The sequence below is a fragment of the Paenibacillus sp. HW567 genome, from assembly GCF_000374185.1.
Classification (GTDB): domain Bacteria; phylum Bacillota; class Bacilli; order Paenibacillales; family Paenibacillaceae; genus Paenibacillus_AQ.
On sequence record NZ_KB910518.1, the window covers coordinates 1,712,933 to 1,738,562 of the forward strand.

The window sequence follows — 25,630 nt, forward strand, 5'->3', positions numbered from 1 at the left end:
AATAAATGGGGTTTTGAATCGAGGAGGGTAATCACATGTCTGAAGAAACTAGAAATCAGGAAGCTGCGGCAAATGTTGACAACAATGAAGCCGTGGAAGCTGTGGAAACCGCAGCAGAAGCAGTTGCCAGTAGCGAAGAGGAAGTGACTAGCCAAGAAGGTTTGGAAATCATTTCTCTGAAAAAAGGCGATACCGTGAAAGGAACAATCGTCAAAATCGAAGATAACCAAGCTTATGTAAGCATTGGATATAAATACGACGGCGTGATTCCGATTCGCGAATTGTCTTCCGTTCAACTGGACAACGCTGCAGCAGCAGTTGAAGTTGGACAAGAAGTGGAATGCAAGGTTGTCAGCATCAACGACAACAAGGAAAGCCTGGTGCTTTCCAAACGTGCAATCGACAGCGAAAAATCATGGGAAGATCTTGAGAAATATTTTGCTTCCCAAGAAGTGATTGAAGTTACTGTGGCTGACGTTGTCAAAGGCGGCCTCGTGGCTGATGTTGGCGCGCGCGGATTTATTCCGGCTTCCATGGTTGAACGTCATTTCGTTGAAGATTTCAGTGACTACAAAGGCCGCACATTGCGTGTGAAAGTGAAAGAGCTTGACCGCGAGAACAGCAAGGTTATTCTTTCCGCCAAAGAAGTGCTGGAAGAAGAATTTGAAGCGAACAAGCAGAAGATTATGTCTGAGTTGTCTGAAGGACAAATCATTGAAGGTACTGTGCAACGTCTGACTCAATTCGGCGCATTCGTGGATGTTGGCGGCGTTGACGGTCTGGTTCACGTATCCGAAATCGCTTGGACTCACGTTGACAAACCTTCCGATGTAGTTTCAGAAGGCGATAAGGTTCGCGTAAAAGTACTTAAGGTTGACCCTGAAAAAGGAAAAATCAGCCTCAGCATCAAAGCTGCTGCTCCAGGACCTTGGGACTCTGCAGCCGGCAAAATCAACATCGGTGATGTAGTTACAGGTGAAGTTAAACGCCTTGTGAACTTCGGAGCCTTCGTTGAACTGCTTCCAGGTGTGGAAGGCCTTGTGCATATTTCGCAAATTTCCCACAAGCACATTGGTACTCCACATGAAGTGCTTAAGGAAGGGCAAGAGGTACAGGTCAAGGTTCTGGACTTCAATCCGTCCGAGAAGCGTGTTAGCTTGAGCATCAAGGAAACCGAAGAAGCTCCGGCTCCTGTGGCTAGACCAGAACGCACCAACAACAGAGACAAAGCACCAAAAGAAGTGCTAAACAATCCTAACGTGTCGCTCAGCAATGAAGGACTCAGCTTCACCCTTGCTGAACGTTTCGGCGACAAGCTGGACAAATTCAAGGGTAATAACTAATCCCTTTGTATTTACACTCATTAATGGGTAAAGTAATCGGCGAACCCTCGATACGGGGGTTCGCCGATTGTCTTTTACGGAGAATTGATTCAGAGTGGCCATCCTGTAAGGGTGTTAGCCAATTTCATGGTTTTTTGCTATGATGAGAAACGTAAGAAAGACAGGAGGAATGAATATGGCAAGACCCGTTGTGGCCATTGTTGGGAGGCCTAACGTCGGTAAATCGACGATATTTAACAGGCTGATCGGAGATAGACTGGCCATTGTAGAAGATAAACCGGGGATTACACGGGACCGGATCTATGGCGTTTCGGATTGGAACGGCAAATCCTTCAGTGTGATTGATACCGGAGGGATTGAAATTGACGGTGAGGATGCGATTCTGAAGTCCATCCGCGTTCAGGCGGAGCTGGCGATTGAGGAAGCGGATGTCATCGTTTTTATGTGTGAAGCGAAGAGCGGACTTACGAATGCGGATGAAGAGGTAGCGCAAATTCTGTTCCGCTCCGGCAAGCCAATCGTTCTGGCAATCAATAAAGTGGACAACATGAAACGGACAGAAGATATTTACGAATTCTATAGCCTTGGAATTGGTGATCCTATCGGTATTTCCGGCAGTCACGGCACCGGCATCGGCGATCTTCTGGATGCGGTAACTGAACGCCTGCCGGAGAAGCTTGACGAGGAATATGATGATGATGTCATTCGCGTGGCTCTGATTGGCCGTCCGAATGTAGGTAAATCATCCTTGGTGAATGCTATTTTGGGGGAAGAACGCGTAATTGTCAGCGATGTCGCCGGTACTACGCGCGATGCTATTGATACGCCTTTTGAACGGGATGGACAACGTTATGTATTGATTGATACTGCGGGAATGCGCAAGCGCGGCAAGGTATATGAAACTACGGAGAAGTACAGCGTTATGCGGGCCATGCGTGCAATTGAGAGAGCCGATGTTGTACTTGTTGTGATTAACGGTGAGGAAGGTATTATCGACCAGGACAAACACATTGCCGGTTATGCCCATGATGCAGGCAAGGCTTCGATATTTGTGGTAAATAAATGGGATGCTGTCGAGAAGGATGATAAGACGATGCAGAACTTCGAGAACACGATCCGCGACCACTTCCTGTTCATGACCTATGCCCCGGTAGTATTCTTGTCTGCACTCACGAAACAGCGCTTGCAGAAGCTGCTGCCGGTTGTTCAGCACGTAGCTCAGCAGCATGCGCTGCGCATTACGACACATCTTGTGAATGATGTGGTATCCGATGCAGTCGCCATCAACCCTCCGCCAACGGATAAAGGACGCCGCCTGCGGATTAACTATGTGACGCAGGTTGCCGTTAAGCCGCCTACGATTGTGGTGTTCGTTAATGACCCTTCACTGATGCATTTCTCCTATGAACGGTATTTGGAGAATAAGATCCGTGCAGCATTCAATTTCGAAGGCACACCCATTCGTCTGTTTACACGGCGCAAATCCGAAAACGAAGGTTAGGGGAGAAAATCAGTGGCGTTTGAACTTCTGGTTATCGTTGTAAGCTATCTGCTTGGCTCTGTCAGCTTCAGTGTGCTGCTGGTCCGGCTTCTCAAAGGTGTTGATATCCGCCAATATGGAAGCGGAAATGCCGGAGCTACCAACACACTGCGCGTATTGGGAAAAGGACCGGCCATTCTGGTGCTGGTTCTGGACGTACTGAAGGGGATTGCCGCAATCTGGCTCGGAACCTGGGCAGGCGGCTGGGGGACATGGGTTGCTGTTGCTTGTGGTATCGCTGCCATTATCGGGCACAACTGGCCGCTATATTTCCACTTTCGCGGAGGTAAAGGTATAGCAACCACGATTGGCGTAATGGCGACGCTCTGTTTTTGGCCTGCGCTGATTGCCGGCATCATTGCTATTGTGTCTATCGTAATCACGAAATATGTCTCCCTGGGCTCGCTTCTGTTCGTGGCACTGACTCCGGTGTTTCTGATCTTTTCCGGGTTTACTCCGCCTGAGCTGTGGGGCAGTATTGTTATTGCCATTTTTGCCTTTTGGCGGCACCGGAGCAACATTGTGAAGATTATCCAAGGCCGGGAGAATAAAATAGGCTCAAAGGTCAAGGAGGGGAACCGCGTTGTCTGATAAAGTAACCGTGCTGGTCGCGGGCAGTTGGGGAACCGCGCTGGCTACAGTGCTGGCGGCTAACCACTCGGAAGTTTATCTATGGACACGGAAGCCCGAACAAGCTGCCGAGATTAATTCCTCGCATACCAATGAACATTTTCTGCCCGGAGTTACCTTGCCTGCGAATATTGTGGCCACCACGGATATGGAAGCGGCTGTTGCAGGGTCCAAGGCCGTTGTCATTGTGGCGCCGTCTTCTGCAATGCGGGAGGTAGCCCGCAGCCTTAAGCCGTTCTGGAAGGAAGATATGCTCTGCATTCACGCCACCAAGGGGTTCGAGACTGAGACTATGAAACGCATGTCAACGGTTATTGCTGAGGAGCTTGGCTGTACTGAAGGGCAGATTGTTGTGCTCTCCGGTCCTAGCCATGCTGAAGAAGTGGTGCGTCTGTGTCCGACCACGGTCGTTGTGGCCTCGCCGGATGATGTTCGTTCGGGAGCGGCGCAGGGGCTGTTCATTAACAATGATTTCCGCGTGTACACTAATCGGGATCAGGTTGGGGTGGAACTGGCCGGAGCGCTGAAGAACATTATCGCCCTCGGTGCCGGATTGTCTGACGGTCTGGGCTTCGGCGATAATGCCAAGGCGGCGCTGCTCACCCGGGGCTTAGCCGAGATTTCCCGCGTTGGTGTGGAGCTTGGTGCGAATCCGCTAACTTTTGCCGGATTGGCCGGATTAGGAGACCTGGTTGTAACCGCAACGAGCAAGCACAGCCGCAACTGGCGCGCCGGCTCGATGCTGGGTCAAGGCAAGCCGCTGGCTGAGGTGCTGGACTCTATGGGAATGGTGGTTGAAGGAATCCGCACAACGGAAGCGGCCTATGCCATTTCGCTCAAGCTGAATGTGCAGATGCCCATTACGGATCAGATTTATCATGTGCTGTTCAAAGGCAGATCGCCGCGCAGAGCGGTTGAAGCCTTGATGGGCCGAGACCGCAAGACGGAGATGGAAGCTATTTCCCAGGAAACCTGGGAGCAGTGGCATTCCTGATGAGCGTTCACCTTTTTCCCGAAATTCTCATATGTTGTAAGGGGATTGACGGAGGAGGGATGAAAAGTGAGCAGAGATTTTTCCAAGGATGCATTGAACGCCATCAACAAAAAGGCGGGCAAGAACATTACGGAAGGTGCCGTCAAAAAGCTGGCCGCTACGGTCAAGCCGGGAACCACACAGAATGAAGCCCAGCTCCGCCAGTTAATCAAGCAGGTGTCATCAATGGCGAAGGTACCAGTCAGTGAAGCTACTGTGCAGGAAATTATCAACGCGGTCAAAAAAGGCGGCGCGAACACAGGCACAATGGATTCATTAATGAAAATGATGCTGAAAAAATAGCGTGATTTTTTGGTGAGCAAAGAGCAAAGATTTCGGAGTCCCCCCAGATTCCGCGAATGTTTGCTCTTTTTTTGTGCTGCACATGATTCTATTTACGGCTGAAACGGATCGAATCCATGCTATAATGATCGCAATCCATTTTAACTCAACAGGGGGAGCTTTGACATGGACCCAATGCCGAAGATGTGATTATCTTTGATTGGGATTCTGGTTATGGGATTGTCCGTTGTTGCTTTCCTTGTTATGTTAATCGGTCTACTGGGCGGAGCGGCTTCAATTATGTAAGCATTTACATTGAATTTAGGCAGAGATGTAGATCATAGGTCCAAGGAAGGAAGCTGAATCATGAAAACGCAAAAGGGATGGACGGTCACCTTTCAGCCGGGCGGGCGTGGAGCTGTAGTTAAGCACGGAACCTCGCTGCTCGAAGCATCGCGCAAAGCCGGAGTGGCTCTAACCACCCGCTGCGGAGGCAAGGCAGGCTGTCTGATGTGCAAGGTAAAAGTGGAAGATGATTGCGCTGCGGCCCTAAAGCCTCCAGAGGATGCCGAGCAGCGCAAGCTGGGAAGTTTGCTGGAGGAGGGGGTACGTTTGGCCTGTCAAGCTGCTGTATGGAATGATGTGACCGTCCATCTCCCGGAAGATCCGCTTAAGGCTGCTGTGCGGCGCAGACTGGAGGCGGCGAAGCGTGGAGAGGAAGACGAGTTATGGTAGCAATTGCTGCTGTAATAAGCGGAGGAGGCGGGCTTAATGGGCGGCATCAGGAGGAAGGGCTGCTGCCTTCGGGAAAGGCGGCAGTGCGTATTTTCTGATTTTGGATGAAGAAGAGGTTCCCGCAGTCAAGCTGATGGATCTGGTTACGGTGCAGAAGGTCAATGATATTCAGCATCAGGTGGACCGCTATAAGTCCGTACATGGAGGCAGATTGCCTGAAGGGGTGACGCTGCATCCGGGCCTCTATGTCATTGCATCAAAGCAAGCAGGAACAGGCTCCATAACATTAAGCAGCATCTATTCCGGCCAGCCGCTGGCGTTCATCATGGACAAGAACGGTACGGTATACGCCGATTATAGTTTCGATATCATGACTGCTATTGACAAGGCCGGTGGTTCCCCAGCCCCCTCAGATATAAATCCCCATCCTTCTCCCAAAATAAAGTTCTATCCTCACATTCTCCCTCATATGCTAGCTGAGAAGGCTTCCGGGCGTCGTGACGCTCTGCGGCGCGCAGTGGCAGATTTTAAGAATTTCGATTGAAATGCGCGGGTAGCGGGTCATAAATCCGTTCTGGATACATATGATGATACTAGTCCAAATGCATGTCCGAGCATTCGGAGTTTAGCTTCGGGGCAGAAGGTTCCGCCCATAAGGCAGGCTAGGCTCCCTGGCGGGCAATGTCAAGTCCGGTGGATGTCCTGCAAGGGTCAGATAGCCGGCGGAACGCGAAGTCGATGCTCTTCAGGCATTTTTTCTTCGGAGTACTATGAGGAGGGGATCTCTTTTGGAAAAAGTGGATATTTTCAAGGACATTGCCGAGCGTACCGGCGGAGATATTTATCTTGGCGTCGTCGGCGCGGTTCGCACAGGGAAATCAACATTTATTAAACGCTTCATGGAAACCATCGTCTTGCCGAACATCACGAGCGAGTCGGACCGGGTAAGAGCGGTAGATGAGCTTCCGCAAAGCGCGGCAGGCAAAACAATCATGACAACGGAGCCGAAATTTGTGCCGAACAACGCGGTGCAGATCAAGGTCGCTGAAGGGCTGGAGGTCAACGTCCGCCTGGTTGATTGTGTAGGTTATGCTGTTGAGGGCGCAAAGGGCTATGAGGATGAAAATGGTCCCCGCATGATCTCTACACCCTGGTTTGAGGAGCCGATCCCATTCCAGGAAGCGGCGGAAATCGGTACGCGTAAAGTCATTCAGGAGCATTCCACGCTGGGTGTGGTCGTGACTACAGACGGCACCATTGCTGAAATTCCGCGTTATTCGTATGTGGATTCTGAAGAGCGCGTTATCGCTGAGCTGAAGGAGGTTGGCAAGCCGTTTGTGCTTGTGATCAACTCCACCCGGCCGCGCAGTGAAGAGGCGCAGCAGCTCCGCGGCGAGCTTGCCGCCAAATATGATATTCCGGTCATGACGCTAAGTGCAGCTAGCATGACTGAGGAGGACGTGACTGGCGTCCTGCGCGAAGTCCTGTATGAATTCCCGGTTCATGAGGTTAACGTGAATCTGCCGAGCTGGGTGATGGTGCTCGGTGAGGATCACTGGCTGCGCAGCAGCTATGAGAATTCCGTCCGTGATACCGTGAAGGATATCCGCCGGCTGCGCGATGTCGACCGGCTGGTATCCCAGTTTACGGAATACGATTTCATTGATAGAGCAGGACTCAGCGGAATGAACATGGGCCAGGGTGTGGCGGAGATTGATCTGTACGCGCCTGAAGAGCTGTATGATCAGGTTCTGATGGAGGTTGTCGGCGTTGAAATCCGCGGCAAAGATCATCTGCTGCAGCTTATGCAGGAATTCGCACATGCCAAACGTGAATATGACCGCTTCTCGGAAGCGCTGGAAATGGTCAAAACTACAGGCTACGGCATCGCTGCCCCGTCGCTAGCCGAAATGGCGCTGGATGAGCCGGAGCTGATCCGCCAGGGCGCGCGGTTCGGGGTGCGGCTGAAGGCTACAGCGCCATCCATTCATATGATCCGCGTAGATGTGGAATCGGAATTCTCGCCGATCATCGGCACGGAGAAGCAGAGCGAGGAGCTGATGCGGTATCTGATGCAGGATTTCGAGAACGACCCGATCAAGATCTGGGAATCCGATATTTTCGGCCGCTCCCTGCACTCCATTGTGCGTGAAGGCATCCAGGGCAAAATCGCCATGATGCCGGACAATGCCCGCTACAAGCTGCAGGAAACGCTGGGAAGAATCATCAATGAAGGCTCGGGCGGATTGATTGCTATCATTCTGTAAATTAAAGCTATACGTAAAGAGAGAGTAGGGCGGGAGAAACCCCGCTCTCTTTTTGCGTAAATGAAGACCGGAAGCAGGGGGCTTACCGGGCAAAAAATGCTACTTTCTGCTCCTTTTTTGAGTAACGCCTTGAAATTATGAATGGGCTGTATTACTATAAGTTTGTTGCGCTTCTAGGAAGAGTGGCGCTAATATCTAGTAAAAAACGGGATTATCACGTATATTTTGCGTTGAAACGGAAACAGTGTATGATACCGGAAATTTGCTCAGGGAGGTGAGAAGACATGAATAAATCTGATTTGATCAATGTGGTAACAGAAGCAACTGAACTTCCCAAGAAAGATGCTACTAAAGCGGTAGATGCCGTTTTCGAAGCAATCACAGGAGCTCTGCAAAGCGGAGACAAAGTTCAACTGGTTGGCTTCGGAAACTTTGAAGTGCGCGAACGTTCCGCACGTAAAGGCCGGAACCCGCAAACTGGTGAAGAAATCGAAATTCCTTCGAGCAAGGTACCGGCATTTAAACCGGGCAAAGCTCTTAAAGACGGAATCAAATAGAGATTTCTACATATCTATCCCATAATCTTTTTGAGTAACTACGATGCCGCCCGCAAAGGCGGCATTTATTTTTGACAGGACCGCGTATACTCACCGACTAAGCGTAGTTCATTGAAGTAACGCTAACAAAACTAAGTGGATGCTTCCGAAGTCAGTTTTGTACGAAGGAAATCAGGGGGCAGGCGCTAACAAAACTTTAAGGAGGATTGAATATGACTGAGAAGAATAGTGGCGATCATTCCGCCCCGGCGGACAGCGACTACGTTGTAATCAAAGCCAAAGAGAATGGCGTTCAGGTCATCGGGCTTACCAGAGGGCTGGACACGCGTTTTCACCACACGGAGAAGCTGGACAAAGGCGAGGTGCTCATCGCCCAATTCACCGATCATACCTCAGCGATAAAAATCCGCGGCAAGGCCGAAATATGGAGCAAACACGGACAAATGGAAAGTGAAAGCTGAAAAGCAGGCATAGCCTGCTTTTTTTAACAATATAACTAAGGATAGCCGAGTCTCGTGTCTCCGTATATTCGCACTACGAGGCGGCAACGATGGAGGATAAGGAGGCTTGTCATGAACCGGAGCTGGCTGATGGGAACAGTAATGCTGATATCCGTGGGTTCCGTACTACTGCTGCCGCAACTGGCGGCGGTTGAGCCTATCGTTGCCGGGAAGCATGCAGTGCTTGAGACCTTGGGCGGCAGCAGTACGGTTCTGGGAAATGACAACCTCGTAGACAGGCTGGCGGAGCTTCCCCTGACCCTGTCCATTGACAGGGTTGGCTGGAAAAGCCAGGTTCTGACTCTGGATCTGAAGTTGACTGCGAATGATTCAGAGCCGCAGGAGCTGTATCAGAACATGGCTATGGCTATTTCCTTTGCCTTTCAGGATACATCGAATGTGGATCAATTGCTGCTGCGGATCGTTGCGGAGGATAAATGGCTGAACAGCCGCCGGCTGCTGCTTGCAGGTGATATCCGCCGGAGCGAATGGTCGCTGGAGCTGCAGGAGGCTCTGCAGAATGCCGGGAGCAGACCGCTGCCGGAGAACATCAAGAAAGGCTTCCGCATAAGTGAAAGCGAGCTCTGGAAGAAGCAGTTTATTTATCCCTAATCTGGGTAAAAGAAACTAGAACGGTCCAGAGTGCGTGACAAAAAAACATGTGATATAATAGACAAGATTGTGAACAAAGATATTGCCAAAACGTCAATGGCTTCGGAGGCTGAAATGAAACCGTACCGCATACCCCAACTGGCTAAACCTTACACCGACTATGATATGATTCAGCGGCATGCGGAATTGCCGCCGTTTTCAGACGGGCGGGGTCATTTGTTATATATTTTTCTTAACCACAGTTCTTCTGCCGGTCCGCAGAATGGAGAGCTGTTTACACTTGTAACCGGGCTTGTGCAGCTTGGACTGGATACCCATGAGAGTATCGACCGGTCGCAGGATGAGCCGGGGGATGATCCTATGCGGTCCCGTCAGCTCAAGGTGCTGGCCGGAGATTACTTCAGTAGCTGGTTCTACCACTTGCTGGCAAAGCGCGGGCAGATCGAGATGGTGGGCGTTCTAAGCACAGCCATAGCAGACTTTAATGTAATGAAATCCCATTTGTACAGCAAAATGAAAGGGATGCTCCTATCGGCAGAACAATACCTGCGCCACACGGTACAGCTCAATATGAGGCTGTTTCTTTCTTTTACACCGATGATTGAGGATTCGCTTGCAGAGCTGTGGGAGATGCTGCTGGCCGAATTCAGCCAGTGTGAGACCGCTCTTCTGGAGCTGCGGCGCGGCTCGGATGCGGGAAGCGCCACCCAGGGCTATTGCTACTGGAAAGTGTTGGAAACCTCAACAGAAGATGAACGCCGGCTGCTCCTGGAGCAGGACCTTGATCTCAAGGATTGGAAGAAGCTGAAGCTAAAATCTAAATGTGACTCCCTGCTGATGGACAAACTGCACGGGTCGCTCCAGTCTATACAGGGACTGCTGCAAGGCGTTAAGGATGAGAACCTGATCAGCGAGCTTAGCGCTGCGCTTGACCGCCTTCTCCTGCAGATGAAAATTTCCGGACAAGCTGCTGTGGAGGGTTAGGAATGACTATAGAGAAAACTACAACAATAGGTGATAAAGACATCAAACCTAAGGAACAATTTGTGCATTCCGTATTTGAGAGCATTGCCGGCAAATACGATATCATGAACGACATTCTGAGCTTTCGCCGCCACAAAGCCTGGCGCAAGTTCACTATGCGCAAGATGGCAATGAAGCGCGGAGATTCAGCGGTTGATTTATGCTGCGGCACCTGCGACTGGAGCATCGCCCTCGCTGATGCAAGCAAGACCGGCAACGTGATAGGGCTTGATTTCAGCGCAGGGATGCTGGAGGTCGGCCGCCGCAAGGTGGAGGCGCGGAATCTTCAGGACCGCATCTCTTTAGTGCAGGGCAATGCCATGCAACTGCCGTTCGGTGACAATTCCTTCGACTATGCAACGATAGGCTTCGGGCTTCGCAATGTGCCAGACCCCGTTCAGGTGCTGAATGAAATGAAGCGTGTGGTGAAGCCGGGGGGAATGGTTGTCTGCCTGGAGCTGTCCAAACCGATGAAGCAGCCGTTCAAAGGCATCTATTATTTTTATTTCCAGCGTGTGCTTCCGCTGCTTGGCAAATTGTTTGCCAAACGCTATGAGCAATATAAATGGCTTCCCGAATCACTGGCCCTGTTCCCGGACAGAGAGCAGCTTGAGGTGATCTTCCGTGAAACCGGACTGCAAAAAGTGGAATCCTTCCCCTTGACCGGAGGCATCGCGGCACTACACATTGGGCTCAAGGAGAACGCAAATGTTTAAGAAAATCGGCATCTTTCTTCAAATGATCAAGTTTGAGCATACAGTTTTTGCATTACCTTTCGCATTTATGGGCGCATTGCTCGGTTCAGTTGTTATGTCCCACTCTTTGCCCTCCTGGGGGCAGATCGGCTGGATTGTGGTCGCCATGTTCGGCGCACGCAGCGCGGCTATGGGGCTGAACCGGCTGATCGACCGGATCAGTGACGCCAAGAATCCCCGCACAGCGGGAAGAGCGATTCCGGCAGGATTGCTCAAGGTTGGAGAAGTTTCTCTGTTTATCGCGTTTTCATTCTTTTTGCTGTTCTGGGCGGCCTTTAAACTGAATCCTTTGTCAGCGAAGCTGCTGCCAATCGCCGTCTTTCTTCTTGTTTTTTATTCCTTCACCAAACGATTTACCTGGGCCTGCCATCTGATTCTGGGGCTAACCATCGCTCTGGCTCCGCTGGGGGGCTGGGTTGCCGTAACAGGAACAGTGGACTCTGTGGCTATGGTATTCTATTTCACCATCGTATTCTGGACGGCAGGCTTCGATATCATTTACTCATGTCAGGATGTTGAGTTTGATAAGAAGGAAGGCCTTTATTCCATTCCTGTCCGCTTTGGAGTTGCGGGTGCGCTAACTATTGCTAAGGTGTTCCACATTCTAACGGGAATCGGCTTTGTCTCGCTGCTCTTTTTGACCGACCTGAGCTGGTGGTATGTGGCAGGAATGATCATAGCCTATATCATCCTTTTTTATGAGCATCATATTGTATCTCCAAGTGATCTCAGCCGGCTGCAGACAGCCTTCTTCACGATGAATGGCGTGCTGAGCATTGTCGTATTCTCGTTCACTCTGATTGACCTGGTGGTGCAGTATTACAAATGACAGAACGAAGTCCGAAACAATTCGTGGTGGGCATTACCGGTGCGAGCGGGAGCATTTACGGCGTCCGATTGATAGAAAGTCTGCTCTCGCTCGGCCATTCGGTTCATTTGGTGATCAGCAGTGCGGGCTGGCGCGTGTTCAAAGAAGAGCTGGGCTTTGCCGTCACAGACCGGGAAGGCTTTTTGAACGAACAGTTCAGGGGCTATCCCGGTTCTCTTCATTATCACCCTGCTGCTGATATCGGGGCATCCATTGCCAGCGGCTCCTTCCGCACGGAGGGAATGATCATTATGCCATGCTCGATGGGAACCCTGTCTGCAGTGGCGCACGGAAGCTCCGATAATCTGATGACGCGCGCTGCGGATGTAATGCTGAAGGAAGGACGTCCGCTTGTGCTGGTGCCCCGCGAGACGCCGCTTCATGCGATTCATTTGGAGAATATGCTGAAGCTCTCCCGGCTCGGGGTGAAAATTATTCCGGCGATGCCCGCATTTTATTTTGGCCCGACATCTGTAGATGATTTGATCAACTTTATGGTGGGCAAGGTGCTGGACAGCTTGAATATCGAGCATACGTTATTTCGCAGATGGGGGGAAGAGGCATGAGCCGCCCGGAATATACCGTTATCGGTAAAATTAGTTACACCAACTCATGGCCGGTATTTCACAATTTCGATCCTTCTTTGCTGAAGTACCCGGCGAAGATGGTGAGTGAAGTGCCTGCCTTTCTTAACCAGGGCATGGCGGAGGGCAGCATTCATGTAGGCGCTTTGTCTTCCTTCGCTTATGCCGCTGCCAGCGACCGGCTGCTGCTGCTGCCGGATTTGTCGGTCAGCGCCGACGGTCCGGTGAAATCCATTCTGTTATTTTCGCGGAAGCCGCTGGAACAGATTTCCTCAGGCCGGATTGCCGTAACGAACACCTCCGCGACCTCGGTCAATCTGCTGAAAGTATTGATGGAAAAGGCGTTTGGCGGCAAACCGGAGTACGTCAGCGCCGCTCCTGATCTGGATTCGATGATGGCTCAGGCTGATGCCTGTCTGCTCATCGGCGACAATGCGATCAGAGCCTCATGGCAGAATCAGGGCTATATCGTTACCGATCTCGGCCAGCTCTGGAAGGAGTGGACAGGCCTAAGCATGACTTTTGCCGTCTGGGCAGTGAACCGTGAGGCTGTGAAGGATAAACCGCAGGCGATAGCCGAGATTGCCGAAGCTTTTGTAGAGAGCAAGAGACGCGGCCAACACGATTTGGCACCCATTATCCGTGAGGCGTGCAGGGTTATCGGGGGAACGGCAGCCTATTGGGACGGATACTTTCGTAATTTGAGTTATGACTTTGGGGAAAGGCAGCAGGAAGGTCTGAACCTCTATTTCCGCTATGCCTATGAATTGGGCCTGCTGCCGCAGGAAGTGAAGATGGAGCTTTGGAGCCACAATCTGCTGACACGGGTGAAAGAATGAAACGAATCCAAATGTTCGGCATGCTTAACAAGGATATGGATCAGATTGAAAAGGAGCTGTACCGCAGTGTGCAGGGGGACGACGCTTTGCTGACCGAGACCTCCCTTCATCTGCTGAAGGCAGGCGGCAAAAGGCTCCGTCCTGTATTTGTGCTGATGGGCGGCAAATTTGGGCAATACGATCTGGAGAAAATGAAGCGTGTGGCGATTCCGCTTGAGCTTATTCACAGCGCTTCCCTCGTTCATGATGATGTAATCGACGATGCGGAGCTGCGGCGCGGCGAGCCCACTGTCAAAGCGAAGTGGGGCGACAAAATCGCCATGTATACCGGTGACTATATTTATGCGAAGGCACTGGTTATGACCACAGAACTGAAAAATCCCCGGATACACCAGATTCTCTCCAAAGCGATGGTGGAAATGTCAATCGGAGAGATGGAGCAGATCCGAGACTTCTTCAATACCGAGCAGACCGTGCGCCACTACCTGCGGCGAATCCGCCGCAAAACGGCGCTGCTTATCGCTGTCAGTTGCCAGCTTGGTGCACTGGCTGCTGACGCAGAGCCGGAGACGGCCCGGCTGCTCTATAATTACGGATATAACGTCGGCATGGCGTTCCAGATCCGTGATGATCTGCTCGATCTTTCCGGGACAGAGAAGCAAATCGGCAAACCGCCGGGCAGCGACATGCGGCAGGGCAACATCACGCTGCCCGTGATCTACAGTCTGGAGGATCAGCGGCTGCGCGGCGCACTGCTGGAGGAGCTGGCTTCCATCCGTGAAGGGCACAGCAGTGTCGGCCGGGCCATTGAGCTGATTCTCTCAGGTGAAGGCATCGCCCGCGCTGAGGAGCTGGCCTCACAGTACATAAATAAAGCGCTGACTGCGCTGGACGAGCTGCCGAGCAACCGGACGAAGCGCAATCTGCGTGACATTGCCCATTTTGTAACAGGCCGGGCCTACTAAGCTTCCAAGGGTTCAAAATTTAAGCGTTCACAGATGGCAAGGTTTCTGATACTATCAGAAAAACAGCTTATTTTTCAAAAGATAAGCATTTATATGTTTCACACTATAAGTTATCCTTCTCTTTCTCGCTGAAACGGATACCGTCCTTTTGAAGGACGGCGTAGCCGTTTCTACTTGTTCGGAACAATAAAAAATGGAGAGTGACTCTATGGAGAAAACGTATCTGATGATCAAGCCGGATGGAGTGCAGCGCGGATTGATCGGGCGGATCGTCGCCCGTTTGGAGGACAAGGGGTTTAAGCTGGTTGCCGCAAAGCTGATTACGGTTACAGAAGCGCAAGCGAAGAGACATTATGCAGAGCATGAGGGTAAAGATTTCTTTCCGGAATTGGTGGGGTTCATTACCTCCGGTCCTGTATTTGCCATGGTGTGGGAAGGTGATGATGTCGTGGCGTTATCCCGCTTGCTGATCGGTAAAACCAAGGTAGGGGAAGCCCTGCCGGGTACAATCCGCGGAGATTTTGCCAGTCATACGCCGCTTAACCTGATCCACGGTTCGGACTCTACGGAAAGCGCAGAACGCGAGATTGCGAATTTCTTCGCTCCGGCTGAATTGGCAGATTACAATAAAGACATCGCAGCCTGGATATAGCAGCCGGGCGGGAAGCAGGGGAGTAATATGGCTGAAAGAGATGAAGTATCGACGATTGCGGACCCGGATTACACCGGTTTTATTCATAATGTCAACAAAAGCACCGGAATTGATCTGTCTCAATACAAAGAAGCACAAATGAAGCGACGGCTAACTACGCTGCGGACAAAGAACGGTTATAATTCTTTTAGTGATTTTTTTGCCGCGATGATGAAGGATAAGGCGTTATTCTATGAATTTCTGGACCGCATGACCATCAATGTCTCGGAGTTCTGGCGCAACCCTAACCGATGGGAGGTGCTGCGCGATGTTATTCTGCCCGAACTGCAGCGCTCAGGCCGCAGGCTGAAGCTCTGGAGCGCCGCCTGTTCAACCGGTGAAGAGCCTTATACGCTGGCGATGATCCTGTCTGACAAAAATATTCTGGCGCAGACCGGGATTCTGGCAACAGACATTGATGACGGCGCACTGGCCAAAGCGAAGCAGGGACTCTATCTGGAGCGCTCTCTTAAAGATGTGCCAAAAGATGTGGCCGAACGTTATTTTGCACCCGAAGGACCGGTGTTCAAGGTCAATGAAGGGTTGAAGAAAAATATTGATTTCCGCAAGCAAAACCTGCTGCTGGACAAGTTCGATGACGGCTTCGACTTGATTATCTGCCGCAATGTGATGATCTATTTTACGGAAGAGGCCAAGAATAAGCTATATCACAAGTTCTCGGCAAGCCTGCGTCCGGGCGGGTATTTGTTCGTGGGCAGCACCGAGCAGATCTTCACACCGGCACAGTATAATTTCGAGTCCACGGAAACCTTTTTCTATCGGAAGAAATCATAAATCCGTATTCTTGCCCCACAGGCTTACCGTATGCCGCTACGTATACTTTTGTATATTTTCAGTGATACTGAAAGTAGATTAGATTACGTGCCATGCGAAAGGTCGTTAATTCAGATGGACAAAAGCAAGGTCATTGAGGCTTACAAGCGGGGCTTTCTGACAATCCGCGAATGCGGGCAAATCCTTGGTATGGAAGAACGGCAGCTCCAGCGGCTGCTTGCGATTGAGGAGAGCAAGGCAGACTTTCATCCACCGAGCCGGCGGATCGGCGGATGACTGGAGTTTTTGCCCGGGGCACACAGCAGCGCCGTCTTTACTCGAAAGAGTAGGGGCGGCGCTGTTCTTTTACAGGCGGGTGTCACTTAATTGAGCCGTATCCCTTTCTTGTCAAAGCCGATTCGCTATACTATAATGAGCAAAGACATTTAACATTTTAGCGGTTTACAGTTTAAAAGTGTGAAGGGGGAACGCAGCATGAGTTTACGCTATTTGACAGCGGGGGAGACGCACGGTCCCCAGCTTACAGCTATTATTGAAGGACTGCCCAGCAATTTGACACTGAATTTCGAAGAGTTGAATTTTCAGCTCCAGCGCCGGCAAAAAGGGTACGGACGCGGACGCCGGATGCAGATTGAGAAGGATACCGCACAGATCGTCGGCGGAGTGCGTCATGGCTTCACAACAGGGGCTCCTGTAGCACTGGTTGTTGAGAATAATGACTGGACTCACTGGAAAAATATTATGAACATCGAGCCGATTCCCGGCAGTGACGAAGAGAAGCGGCGGGGGAACCGTCCGCGTCCCGGGCATGCCGATCTGAATGGCGGATTGAAATACAATCTGACGGATCTGCGTAATGTGCTGGAGCGTTCCAGCGCGCGTGAAACAGCGGCAAGAGTAGCCGTAGGCGCGGTGGCCCGGCAGCTCCTCGCAGCGTTCGGCGTGAAGATTGCCGGACAGGTAATCCGTATCGGTGAAATTGAAGCGCCTGCGAATGATCTTCCGATTGATGAATTGATCGCGCAGACGGAAGCATCTTCTGTGCGGGTCGTGGATAAGGAAACCGAGCAGAAGATGGAAGCTTACATAGACAAGATCAAGGAGGAAGGCGACTCCATCGGCGGCATCGTGGAATGCATCGTTGAGGGCCTTCCGGTTGGTCTGGGAAGCCATGTCCAGTCCGACCGCAAGCTGGATGGCGCCATTGCCGGAGCTGTGATGTCGATCAACGCCTTCAAAGGTGTTGAAATCGGCATCGGCTTCGAAGCAGGCAAGCTGCGCGGCTCTCAGGTCCATGACGAGATCATGTATGAAGCTTCCCGGGGATACTACCGGGCAAGCAACCGCCTGGGTGGCTTTGAAGGCGGAATGACCAACGGCATGCCGATTGTGGTTCGCGGCGTAATGAAGCCGATTCCTACGCTGTATAAGCCGCTGCAAAGTGTCGATATCGACACGAAGGAGCCTTTCACCGCCCAGGTGGAACGTTCGGACGCATGTGCCGTTCCGGCAGCTTGCGTTGTGCTGGAGAATGTGGTGGCCTGGGAAATCGCCAGAGCCTTCCTAGATAAGTTCGGCGGCGATTCCCTGGAAGAAATCCGGGCCAACTATGCCAGCTATCAGGCGCAATTGGAGAGCTACTAATTATGCGCAGCATAACAGTAAGCTTAGGTGAACGCTCCTATCCGATTCATATCGGCAGCGGCCTGCTGCGTGAAATCGGCGGCAGATGCGTGGAAGCGGGATTTCCGCTCCGCAGTCCAATCCTGGTTGTCAGTGACAGCGAAGTCGGCCCACGCTATCTGCCAATGGTCGAAGCTTCGCTCCGGGAGCGCGGCTACACGGTGGTTAGCCATGTTATCCCGGCAGGCGAAGCCTCCAAATCGCTGGCTGTATATGAAGAGGTTATTACAACCGCAATTCAGGCCGGTCTGGACCGCAGCTCAGCAGTACTGGCGCTTGGAGGTGGCGTAGTGGGGGATTTGGCGGGTTTTGTAGCTGCATCCTATATGCGGGGAATAGGCTTTATTCAGATGCCCACCACTATTCTTGCCCATGACAGCAGCGTAGGCGGCAAAGTGGCGGTCAATCATCCGCTGGCGAAAAATATGATCGGAGCCTTCTATCAGCCTGCAATGGTGCTGTATGATCTGGACACCTTAAGTACACTTCCGCCGCGCCAGGTCGCTTCGGGACTGGCTGAGGTAGTGAAGCACGGTCTGATTCTGGACCGCGAATTTGCGTACTGGTGCCGTGGGCATGCAAGTGAACTGCTTGCCCTGAACCCTGAGGCGCTCGGCTTCGCCCTGGAACGTGGCTGCGCGATTAAGGCCGCAGTGGTAGGCAATGACGAACGCGAGCACGGGCAAAGGGCAATTCTGAACCTGGGACATACGATCGGTCATGCGATTGAGGCGGTTGGAGGGTACGGCGTATTTCTCCACGGCGAAGCCATTGCTATCGGCATGGCCGGTTCGGCGCTTCTCGCAGCTAAGCTTGGCCGCGACCAGGCGATTTATGAGGATACTGTTTCCATGCTGTCTGCACTCTCGCTGCCGGTAAGACTGCCTGCGCAGTACAGCGAGGACGAGCTGATGGAAGCAATGATGCACGACAAGAAGTTCAAGGAAGGCAAGATGACCTTTGTCGTACCGGATTCCATCGGGGCCGTCAGCATCGTGAATGAGGTGCAGCAGAGTGCTGTGCGAGAAGTTCTCGCGCAGCTTAAGAAGGAGGGAAGCCCGTGGTGAACCGGGGAATACGCGGTGCTACAACCGTAGTCCATAATGAGGAAAACGAGATTTTGCGTGAGACGGTTGTGCTGCTTCGGGAGATTGTTGAGCGCAATGATGTGATCGCCGAGGATATATGCAGTGTGTGGATTACTGTAACGGGTGATTTGGATGCCACCTTTCCGGCAAGAGCCATTCGTGAGATTGAAGGCTGGGAATGGGTGCCGTTGATGTGCTCTGTAGAAATTCCTGTCAAGGGCGGGCTGCCGAAGTGCATCCGGCTGATGGTGCAGGTGAACACGGAGAAATCACAGCGGGAGATCCGCCATGTCTATCTGAATGAGGCCCAGAGGCTTCGTCCCGATCTCTCACAGAAGAAGTAACAAATTCATTGTGCGGGGTTGCCATTATCTATCCCCATCATGTATAGTGTAGTTAGCCGAGTGAAGCAGAGTTTAGTTTAGCTGAGATGAGTATAGTTGAGCAGAGTGCAGAATTTTAGTTGAGTACAGGCATACCATACGTAATGCAATTCTCTTTTTTTTGGAATACCCTTTAGTGCAGGTTTGCACTATAGCTGTATTCTGTTATGGGAGAAGTGTATTTTTAGATCTTGGTATTATGTCGCTCATTTGCGCTTTTTCACATACTTACTTCCATTAACCTCTACTTCGGTAGAGGTTTTTCTGTGTTTCGGACAATATAAACCTATATCCCAAGGAGGTATCCCAAGTGACGAATCCAAGAGTAGAAGAAGTGCTGATCTTATCGCGGGAATATAATCTGATTCCTGTAGTGAAAACGCTGCTCGCTGATATGGAGACGCCGATCCGGCTGTTCCAGCGTTTTGCCGGGCAGGACCGGGCATTTTTACTGGAAAGTGTAGAAGGCGGGATACAGTGGGCGCGGTATTCTTTTATCGGCAGTGACCCGTTCCTGATGATCTCCGGCAAAAAAGGTGTGATCCATGTCGAGGTCGGCGGTGAGAAGAAACGTCTGCTCGGCAAACCGATCGAGGAGCTTAAGGCGCTGCTGCGCTCCTACCGCAGTCCCAAGTTGGCCGAGATGCCTCCTTTTACAGGCGGTGCCATTGGATTCTTCGGGTACGACCTCCTGCAGTATTATGAGAAGCTGTCCGCGCATGCGGTGGATGACTTGAACATGGATGATATCCGCTTTATGTTCTGTGACCGCATCATTGTGTTTGATCATGTGAAGCAGCAGATTCTACTGGTGGGCAACCTGCACATCAAGGACGGCGATACGGATTCCGATATCCGCGCAGGCTATGAAGAGCTTAGCCAGCGCTTAGAGAACATGGCGGAAGAGCTTCAAAAGGAAGGGCCGAAGGAAAACGTCAACCGGCGCAGCATTCCCCAGGACATCGAGCTTGGCGAGATTCATTCGAACCTCACCAAGGAGCAATATATGGGCAATGTAGAGCGGGCTAAGGAGTATATACGGGCGGGCGATATTTTTCAGGTGGTGCTGTCGCAGCGTCTGCATATAGAAACCGAAGTTTCTCCCCTTCACGTGTACCGGATGCTGCGGACCCTGAACCCTTCACCGTATATGTATTATCTGAAAATGGATGAGGAGATCATCGTCGGCACTTCCCCGGAGGCGCTGGTCAAGGTGGACGGAAGCCGGGTAGAGACACGGCCGATTGCCGGAACGCGGCCGCGGGGCGCGAATGAAGCGGAGGATCGAACACTGGTTGCAGAACTGCTGGAGGATGAGAAGGAACGGGCGGAGCATCTGATGCTGGTCGATCTGGGCCGCAATGATCTGGGTCGGGTATCGAAGTTCGGTACGGTCAAATGTGATTCTTTTATGGAAATTGAGAAGTACTCGCATGTAATGCACATGGTTTCCAATGTATCAGGTACCCTTGACACAGGTAAAGATTTCTTCGATGCCTTCCTCTCATGTCTGCCGGCCGGTACCGTCTCGGGTGCGCCTAAGCTGCGGGCGATGGAAATTATCGCCGAACTGGAGCAGGAAGCAAGAGGCGCGTATGCCGGAGCGATTGGGTATCTCGGATTCTCAGGAAATATGGACTCCTGCATCACCATTCGGACCATTATTTTTCGTAAAGGGCGGGCTTATGTGCAGGCGGGAGCGGGGATTGTCTGGGATTCGGTTCCAGAGAAGGAATACGAGGAAACGGTCAATAAGGCCAAAGCGATGCTGAAGGCCATCCGGATGGCGGAAGCGATGTTCCCGGTTGAAGTGAAAGAGAAGCAGGTCATCAATCAGGATTACATGTACGAATATACGCCTTGATTATAATCGTTAGGAGGAGACAGCAATGGATGCAAGCCAATTGATACAATCAGGTATCGCAAGTCTAATTGAGGGCCATAATCTTACCCGTCCGCAGGCGCGTGAGATAATGGGGACGATTATGGAAGGAGCGGCTTCCCCTGCGCAGATTGGCGCGCTGCTGACTGCACTGCGGATCAAGGGGGAGACCGTTGATGAGATCACCGGCTTCGCAGAAGCAATGCGGGGATTCGGCACGCATGTGGTTACAGAACGCTCACAACTGCTGGATACTTGCGGAACGGGCGGCTCCGGTATTCATAAGTTCAATATTTCCACCGCCTCGGCCATCATTTCTTCCGCAGCTTCCGTAAGAGTGGCGAAGCACGGCAACCGTTCCGCCTCCGGGCGGGCGGGCAGCGCCGATGTGCTGGAGGCGCTTGGCGTCAACATTCATCTGGATGCGGAGCAGGCCCGGCAGTGTCTGGACAGCATCGGCATCTGCTTCCTGTTCGCACAGATTTATCATCCGTCGATGAAGCATGCGGCAGCTCCCCGGAGAGAGCTTGGCGTACGTACGGTGTTCAATATGCTCGGCCCGCTGACGAATCCGGCAGGGGCTGACCGCCAGTTGATGGGAATCTACGACAGAGACAAAACAGAGATTGTGGCAAGCGTGCTGAAAGAGCTCGGTTCAAAGCGGGCGATGATTGTCAGCAGTCTGGACGGTTTGGATGAAATCAGCATTTCGGCACCTACACAGGTGTCCGAACTGAAAAATGGTGTTGTAACCACCTACGAGATTACACCGCAGGCGCTGGGGCTCAGCACGCATCCGCTTGAGGATGTGCTGGGCGGAGATGCGGCGGAGAATGCTGCGATTATTATGGGAGTCCTGCGGGGGGAGCTTAATCCTTACCGTGACATTGTACTGGCCAATGCGGGTGCGTGCATTTATGTTGCCGGACTGGCTGAGACTTTACAAGAGGGTGTAGATAAAGCGGGAGAAGTAGTGGATTCCGGTGCGGCGCTGCAGAAGCTGGAACAGCTAAAAGCCATGACGAAGGAGCTTGAATATGTATCTTGACCGGATTGTCGCCACCAAAATCAAAGAAGTAGAAGCCTTAAGCCAAACCTTTTCTTTGGAGGAAATCAAACGTCAAATTGCAGCAATGCCGCCTACAAAAGGGTTCCGCAATGCGCTTACGCATTCCCGTAACCGGTCGATGGGGCTGATTGCCGAGGTGAAGAAGGCATCGCCTTCCAAAGGCCTAATTCGTGCCGATTTCGATCCGGTATCCATTGCCAAGGGATATGAAGCGGGCGGAGCCGATTGCTTGTCTGTCCTGACGGATAAGGATTACTTTCAAGGCAGCGGCGCTTATTTGCAGCAGGTCAGAGCGGCGGTAGGCCTGCCGCTGCTGCGCAAGGATTTCATCATTGACGAACGGCAAATCTATGAAGCGCGTCTGCTTGGAGCCGATGCCATACTGCTGATTGCAGCAATTCTTACGTCTGAGCAGTTAATTGCATTCACGGATACCGCAGCAGCGCTCGGACTCGATATCCTGATTGAGGTACATGACCGCAGCGAACTGGAAACGGTGCTGGCTACCGGAAAGGCGCAGCATCCTGGCGTGCTGCTGGGCATCAACAACCGCAATCTCCGCACGTTCGAAACGGCGCTTGCCACTACAGCGGAGCTTGCCGCATTGCTCCCGGCGGGTGTTCCCGTCATCAGTGAGAGCGGAATAACCGGACCGGCAGATATCGAATATCTGAGAACTACCGGCGCTATAGGTGTCCTGGTGGGAGAGTACCTGATGCGCAAGCCGGATGTCGAACAGGCTGTGAATGAGCTGCTGGGTCCGCTGCCCGAAGGGAAGGACCGTGTCACTCATGGCTGATACAATGGTAAAAATCTGTGGACTTCAGGACGTTGAAGTGCTAAAATCTATGAAGCGATTACCTCTGGATTTTGTCGGGTTTGTATTTGCTGAGAGCCGCCGCAAGGTAAGCCCTGAGCGTGCGGCAAAGCTTGTTGCCGAGCTTGCCGGCTGGGAGAACGGGAACCCTCCGCTTGCCGCAGGAGTGTTTGTGAATCCTACATTGGCGGAGCTGGAGGAGCTTCTAACCACCGTGAGGCTGGATGTGATCCAACTGCATGGTCAGGAGAGCGCGGAATATTGCCGGGCTGTTAGAGAGGCTTTTCCACAGGTTCAGGTATGGAAGGCTCTATCTGTGGCAGGAATTGCGGGAGAGGCCGCTGCAGGCGGCTCCGATGATCTGAAGCCCTATGCCGGGGCCGTCGACGCCGTGCTGCTGGATACATACGATCCGTCAGGCAGCGGCGGGTCCGGCCGGACCTTTGACTGGGAGAAGATTCCGGCTTATCAACAGGCAGCCGCTGCGTACGGCCTGCCTTTATTTATAGCCGGCGGACTGCACCCGGATAATGTGCATGAGCTGCTGGAGGGCTATGCACCATATGGAGTAGATGTCTCTAGCGGAGTAGAGAGCGATGGAATAAAGGATATCGTCAAAATCACAGCTTTTGTGGAAAGGGTGAAGCAATCATGATACAAGTACCGGACAAGAATGGACGTTTTGGTTCTTTTGGAGGCCGCTTCGTTCCTGAAACCTTGATGAATGCGCTTATTGAGCTGGAGGAGGCTTACCGCAAATATTCGGCTGATCCGGTTTTTCAGAAGGAAGTAGATTATTTGCTCAAGCAATATTCCGGGCGGGAGACACCGCTGTATTATGCGGAGCGCCTCAGCAAGCGTCTGGGTGAAGCCAAAATATATTTGAAACGTGAAGACCTCAACCATACAGGTGCTCATAAAATCAACAATGCAATCGGTCAGGGCATTCTCGCCAAAATGATGGGCAAAACCAAGGTCATTGCCGAAACCGGCGCAGGCCAGCACGGCGTGGCGACGGCTACAGTGGCAGCGCTGCTGGGAATGGAGTGCAAGGTATTCATGGGAGAAGAGGACACGCGCCGCCAGGCGCTGAACGTCTTCCGCATGAAGCTGCTGGGAGCAGAAGTCATCCCGGTAACCTCCGGCTCCCGGACCCTTAAGGATGCAGGAAACGAAGCGCTCCGTTACTGGGTCAGCAACGTGGAGGATACGTTCTACGTACTCGGTTCTGCCGTGGGACCACACCCGTATCCGATGATGGTCCGCAATTTCCAGCGGATTATCGGCGATGAGACGCGGCGCCAGATTCTTGAAGCTGAGGGAAGGCTCCCGGATCTGCTGGTAGCGGCAGTGGGCGGCGGAAGCAATGCGATCGGCATGTTCTATCCGTTCATGGAGGATGAACAGGTCGCCATGATCGGAGTAGAGGCTGCCGGCAAAGGCGTAGATACTCCATTCCATGCAGCCACCATGAGCAAAGGCACCCAGGGAGTGTTCCAGGGCTCGCTCAGCTATCTGCTGCAGGATGAGCATGGACAGGTTCAGGAGGCGCATTCCATTTCGGCGGGTCTGGATTATCCCGGAGTTGGCCCGGAGCATTCCTATCTCAAGGACATTCACCGGGCACAATATGTGCCGGTTACGGATAAGGAAGCGCTGGATGCGCTGGAGCTGCTGTGTGTTACAGAGGGCATTATTCCGGCGCTTGAATCCGCTCATGCGATTGCCCATGTCGTGAAGCTTGGACCAACCCTGACGAAGGACGATATCGTGGTTATTTGCTTGTCGGGACGCGGAGACAAAGACGTTGAGTCGATCATGGCCTACACAGAAAGGGCGGGGAAGTGATGACAACCGAAACAACGAACCGGATGGATTTGACCTTTCGTAAGCTGAAGGAAGGGGGGCGGACGGCACTCATTCCTTTCCTGACGGTAGGAGACCCTGATCTTGAGACGACCCTTGATATTATCGCTGAACTGGAAGCGGCGGGTGCGGATATTCTGGAGCTGGGCGTCCCATACTCCGATCCGCTTGCGGACGGGCCGGTCATTCAGCGTGCTTCTTCCAGAGCGCTGCGCGGCAATATCCATTTGCGCACCTGTATGGAAACGGCCCTGAAGGCCCGGCAGGCGGGCAGCAAGCTGCCTTTTATTCTGTTCACCTACTATAATCCGGTCATGCAGATGGGGCTGGACAGCTTCTTTGCTGCGCTGGATGCCCATGAGATCAGCGGCCTGATTATTCCCGATCTGCCGGTGGAGGAGTCGGAGGAGATGCGTGAGCGCAGCCGCGCTGCCGGGGTGAATCTCATTCCGCTTGTGGCGCCTACCTCCAGCGAACGCATCGCCAGAATCGTGTCCGGCGCCAGCGGCTTTGTATACTGTGTATCTTCGCTGGGTGTAACGGGGGAGCGCTCCAGCTTTCATGCCGGAGTAGAGGAATTTATCGCATCTGTCCGCCAGGCTACGGACCTTCCTGTGGCGGTAGGCTTTGGCATTTCCACCGGGGAGCAGGTGGCCCGTTTTGCCCGTATCTGCGACGGTGTAGTGGTAGGCAGCGCAATCGTCCGCAAGGTGGAGGATGTCATTCCGCTGCTGGACAATCCTGCCACCCGAAGTGAAGGGCTGTTGCAAATTCGTGAATTTGTGGCACAATTAAGACCATAACGCTCTGCTGTCAGGGCTGA

29 protein-coding genes are annotated in these 25,630 nt (G+C 52.4%); all 29 read left to right on the forward strand.

Annotated elements, in window-relative coordinates:
- The first annotated feature begins 35 nt into the window (after positions 1-35).
- Positions 36-1,343 carry a 30S ribosomal protein S1 gene (gene rpsA / locus B212_RS0107595; protein WP_019909952.1) on the forward strand — a complete coding sequence of 436 codons (1,308 nt, stop codon included), beginning with the start codon at positions 36-38 and terminating at the stop codon, positions 1,341-1,343.
- A 175-nt stretch (positions 1,344-1,518) separates the two neighbouring features.
- Positions 1,519-2,844 (forward strand): ribosome biogenesis GTPase Der, encoded by a 1,326-nt coding sequence (gene der, locus B212_RS0107600; protein WP_019909953.1) that lies wholly within the window; start codon positions 1,519-1,521, stop codon positions 2,842-2,844.
- Positions 2,845-2,856: 12 nt separating this feature from the next.
- A complete protein-coding gene (gene plsY / locus B212_RS0107605; protein ID WP_019909954.1) occupies positions 2,857-3,474 on the forward strand; it encodes a glycerol-3-phosphate 1-O-acyltransferase PlsY in 618 nt (205 codons plus the stop codon).
- Positions 3,467-4,507 (forward strand): NAD(P)H-dependent glycerol-3-phosphate dehydrogenase, encoded by a 1,041-nt coding sequence (locus B212_RS0107610; RefSeq protein ID WP_019909955.1) that lies wholly within the window; start codon positions 3,467-3,469, stop codon positions 4,505-4,507. Before plsY ends, B212_RS0107610 begins: the two co-directional genes overlap by 8 nt.
- A 66-nt stretch (positions 4,508-4,573) precedes the next feature.
- Positions 4,574-4,849, forward strand: a complete 276-nt coding sequence (locus tag B212_RS0107615; protein ID WP_019909956.1) for a stage VI sporulation protein F — start codon at positions 4,574-4,576, stop codon at positions 4,847-4,849.
- Positions 4,850-5,194: 345 nt separating this feature from the next.
- A complete protein-coding gene (locus B212_RS0107620; RefSeq protein WP_019909957.1) occupies positions 5,195-5,563 on the forward strand; it encodes a 2Fe-2S iron-sulfur cluster-binding protein in 369 nt (122 codons plus the stop codon).
- Positions 5,564-5,663: 100 nt separating this feature from the next.
- Positions 5,664-6,107: a hypothetical protein gene (locus B212_RS31005; RefSeq protein ID WP_019909959.1), complete on the forward strand. Its 444-nt coding sequence runs from the start codon at positions 5,664-5,666 to the stop codon at positions 6,105-6,107.
- Between the two features lie 244 nt (positions 6,108-6,351).
- Positions 6,352-7,830: a stage IV sporulation protein A gene (gene spoIVA / locus B212_RS0107635; RefSeq protein WP_019909961.1), complete on the forward strand. Its 1,479-nt coding sequence runs from the start codon at positions 6,352-6,354 to the stop codon at positions 7,828-7,830.
- 284 nt (positions 7,831-8,114) lie between these two features.
- Positions 8,115-8,387 (forward strand): HU family DNA-binding protein, encoded by a 273-nt coding sequence (locus tag B212_RS0107640; protein ID WP_019909963.1) that lies wholly within the window; start codon positions 8,115-8,117, stop codon positions 8,385-8,387.
- A gap of 212 nt (positions 8,388-8,599) precedes the next feature.
- Positions 8,600-8,848 (forward strand): trp RNA-binding attenuation protein MtrB, encoded by a 249-nt coding sequence (mtrB, locus tag B212_RS0107645; protein ID WP_019909964.1) that lies wholly within the window; start codon positions 8,600-8,602, stop codon positions 8,846-8,848.
- Between the two features lie 111 nt (positions 8,849-8,959).
- Entirely contained in the window at positions 8,960-9,499 is a 540-nt protein-coding gene (locus B212_RS0107650) for a hypothetical protein (protein ID WP_019909965.1), read from the forward strand.
- Positions 9,500-9,613: 114 nt separating this feature from the next.
- Positions 9,614-10,483 (forward strand): heptaprenyl diphosphate synthase component 1, encoded by an 870-nt coding sequence (locus B212_RS0107655; protein WP_019909966.1) that lies wholly within the window; start codon positions 9,614-9,616, stop codon positions 10,481-10,483.
- A gap of 2 nt (positions 10,484-10,485) precedes the next feature.
- Positions 10,486-11,238, forward strand: coding sequence for a demethylmenaquinone methyltransferase (locus tag B212_RS0107660; protein ID WP_019909967.1), 753 nt, complete (start codon positions 10,486-10,488; stop codon positions 11,236-11,238).
- The gene (locus B212_RS0107665) at positions 11,231-12,106 is read left to right on the forward strand and encodes a UbiA-like polyprenyltransferase (protein ID WP_019909968.1); all 876 of its coding nucleotides are present in this window, start codon (positions 11,231-11,233) and stop codon (positions 12,104-12,106) included. Before B212_RS0107660 ends, B212_RS0107665 begins: the two co-directional genes overlap by 8 nt.
- Complete coding sequence (locus tag B212_RS0107670; RefSeq protein WP_019909969.1) at positions 12,103-12,711, forward strand: UbiX family flavin prenyltransferase; 609 nt, start codon at positions 12,103-12,105, stop codon at positions 12,709-12,711. Before B212_RS0107665 ends, B212_RS0107670 begins: the two co-directional genes overlap by 4 nt.
- Positions 12,708-13,568: a menaquinone biosynthetic enzyme MqnA/MqnD family protein gene (locus B212_RS0107675; protein ID WP_019909970.1), complete on the forward strand. Its 861-nt coding sequence runs from the start codon at positions 12,708-12,710 to the stop codon at positions 13,566-13,568. Before B212_RS0107670 ends, B212_RS0107675 begins: the two co-directional genes overlap by 4 nt.
- On the forward strand, positions 13,565-14,533 hold the full coding sequence (locus B212_RS0107680) for a polyprenyl synthetase family protein (protein ID WP_019909971.1): 969 nt from the start codon (positions 13,565-13,567) through the stop codon (positions 14,531-14,533). The genes B212_RS0107675 and B212_RS0107680 overlap by 4 nt, the downstream gene beginning before the upstream one ends.
- 208 nt (positions 14,534-14,741) lie before the next feature.
- Positions 14,742-15,185 carry a nucleoside-diphosphate kinase gene (ndk, locus tag B212_RS0107685; protein WP_019909974.1) on the forward strand — a complete coding sequence of 148 codons (444 nt, stop codon included), beginning with the start codon at positions 14,742-14,744 and terminating at the stop codon, positions 15,183-15,185.
- A gap of 27 nt (positions 15,186-15,212) precedes the next feature.
- Positions 15,213-16,019 carry a CheR family methyltransferase gene (locus tag B212_RS0107690; RefSeq protein ID WP_019909975.1) on the forward strand — a complete coding sequence of 269 codons (807 nt, stop codon included), beginning with the start codon at positions 15,213-15,215 and terminating at the stop codon, positions 16,017-16,019.
- A gap of 114 nt (positions 16,020-16,133) precedes the next feature.
- Positions 16,134-16,295, forward strand: coding sequence for a hypothetical protein (locus B212_RS34945; protein ID WP_019909976.1), 162 nt, complete (start codon positions 16,134-16,136; stop codon positions 16,293-16,295).
- 198 nt (positions 16,296-16,493) lie between these two features.
- A complete protein-coding gene (gene aroC, locus B212_RS0107700; RefSeq protein ID WP_019909977.1) occupies positions 16,494-17,663 on the forward strand; it encodes a chorismate synthase in 1,170 nt (389 codons plus the stop codon).
- Positions 17,664-17,665: 2 nt separating this feature from the next.
- Positions 17,666-18,769: a 3-dehydroquinate synthase gene (gene aroB / locus B212_RS0107705; RefSeq protein WP_019909978.1), complete on the forward strand. Its 1,104-nt coding sequence runs from the start codon at positions 17,666-17,668 to the stop codon at positions 18,767-18,769.
- The gene (aroH, locus tag B212_RS0107710) at positions 18,763-19,134 is read left to right on the forward strand and encodes a chorismate mutase (protein ID WP_019909979.1); all 372 of its coding nucleotides are present in this window, start codon (positions 18,763-18,765) and stop codon (positions 19,132-19,134) included. The genes aroB and aroH overlap by 7 nt, the downstream gene beginning before the upstream one ends.
- A 349-nt stretch (positions 19,135-19,483) precedes the next feature.
- A complete protein-coding gene (gene trpE, locus B212_RS0107715) occupies positions 19,484-21,037 on the forward strand; it encodes an anthranilate synthase component I (protein WP_019909980.1) in 1,554 nt (517 codons plus the stop codon).
- Between the two features lie 25 nt (positions 21,038-21,062).
- Positions 21,063-22,103, forward strand: coding sequence for an anthranilate phosphoribosyltransferase (gene trpD / locus B212_RS0107720; RefSeq protein ID WP_019909982.1), 1,041 nt, complete (start codon positions 21,063-21,065; stop codon positions 22,101-22,103).
- Positions 22,093-22,923 carry an indole-3-glycerol phosphate synthase TrpC gene (gene trpC / locus B212_RS0107725; RefSeq protein WP_019909983.1) on the forward strand — a complete coding sequence of 277 codons (831 nt, stop codon included), beginning with the start codon at positions 22,093-22,095 and terminating at the stop codon, positions 22,921-22,923. The genes trpD and trpC overlap by 11 nt, the downstream gene beginning before the upstream one ends.
- Positions 22,916-23,596 carry a phosphoribosylanthranilate isomerase gene (locus B212_RS0107730; protein WP_019909984.1) on the forward strand — a complete coding sequence of 227 codons (681 nt, stop codon included), beginning with the start codon at positions 22,916-22,918 and terminating at the stop codon, positions 23,594-23,596. Before trpC ends, B212_RS0107730 begins: the two co-directional genes overlap by 8 nt.
- A complete protein-coding gene (trpB, locus tag B212_RS0107735; protein ID WP_019909986.1) occupies positions 23,593-24,789 on the forward strand; it encodes a tryptophan synthase subunit beta in 1,197 nt (398 codons plus the stop codon). The genes B212_RS0107730 and trpB overlap by 4 nt, the downstream gene beginning before the upstream one ends.
- Positions 24,789-25,610, forward strand: coding sequence for a tryptophan synthase subunit alpha (trpA, locus tag B212_RS0107740; protein WP_019909987.1), 822 nt, complete (start codon positions 24,789-24,791; stop codon positions 25,608-25,610). The genes trpB and trpA overlap by 1 nt, the downstream gene beginning before the upstream one ends.
- The last annotated feature ends 20 nt before the right edge of the window (positions 25,611-25,630 follow it).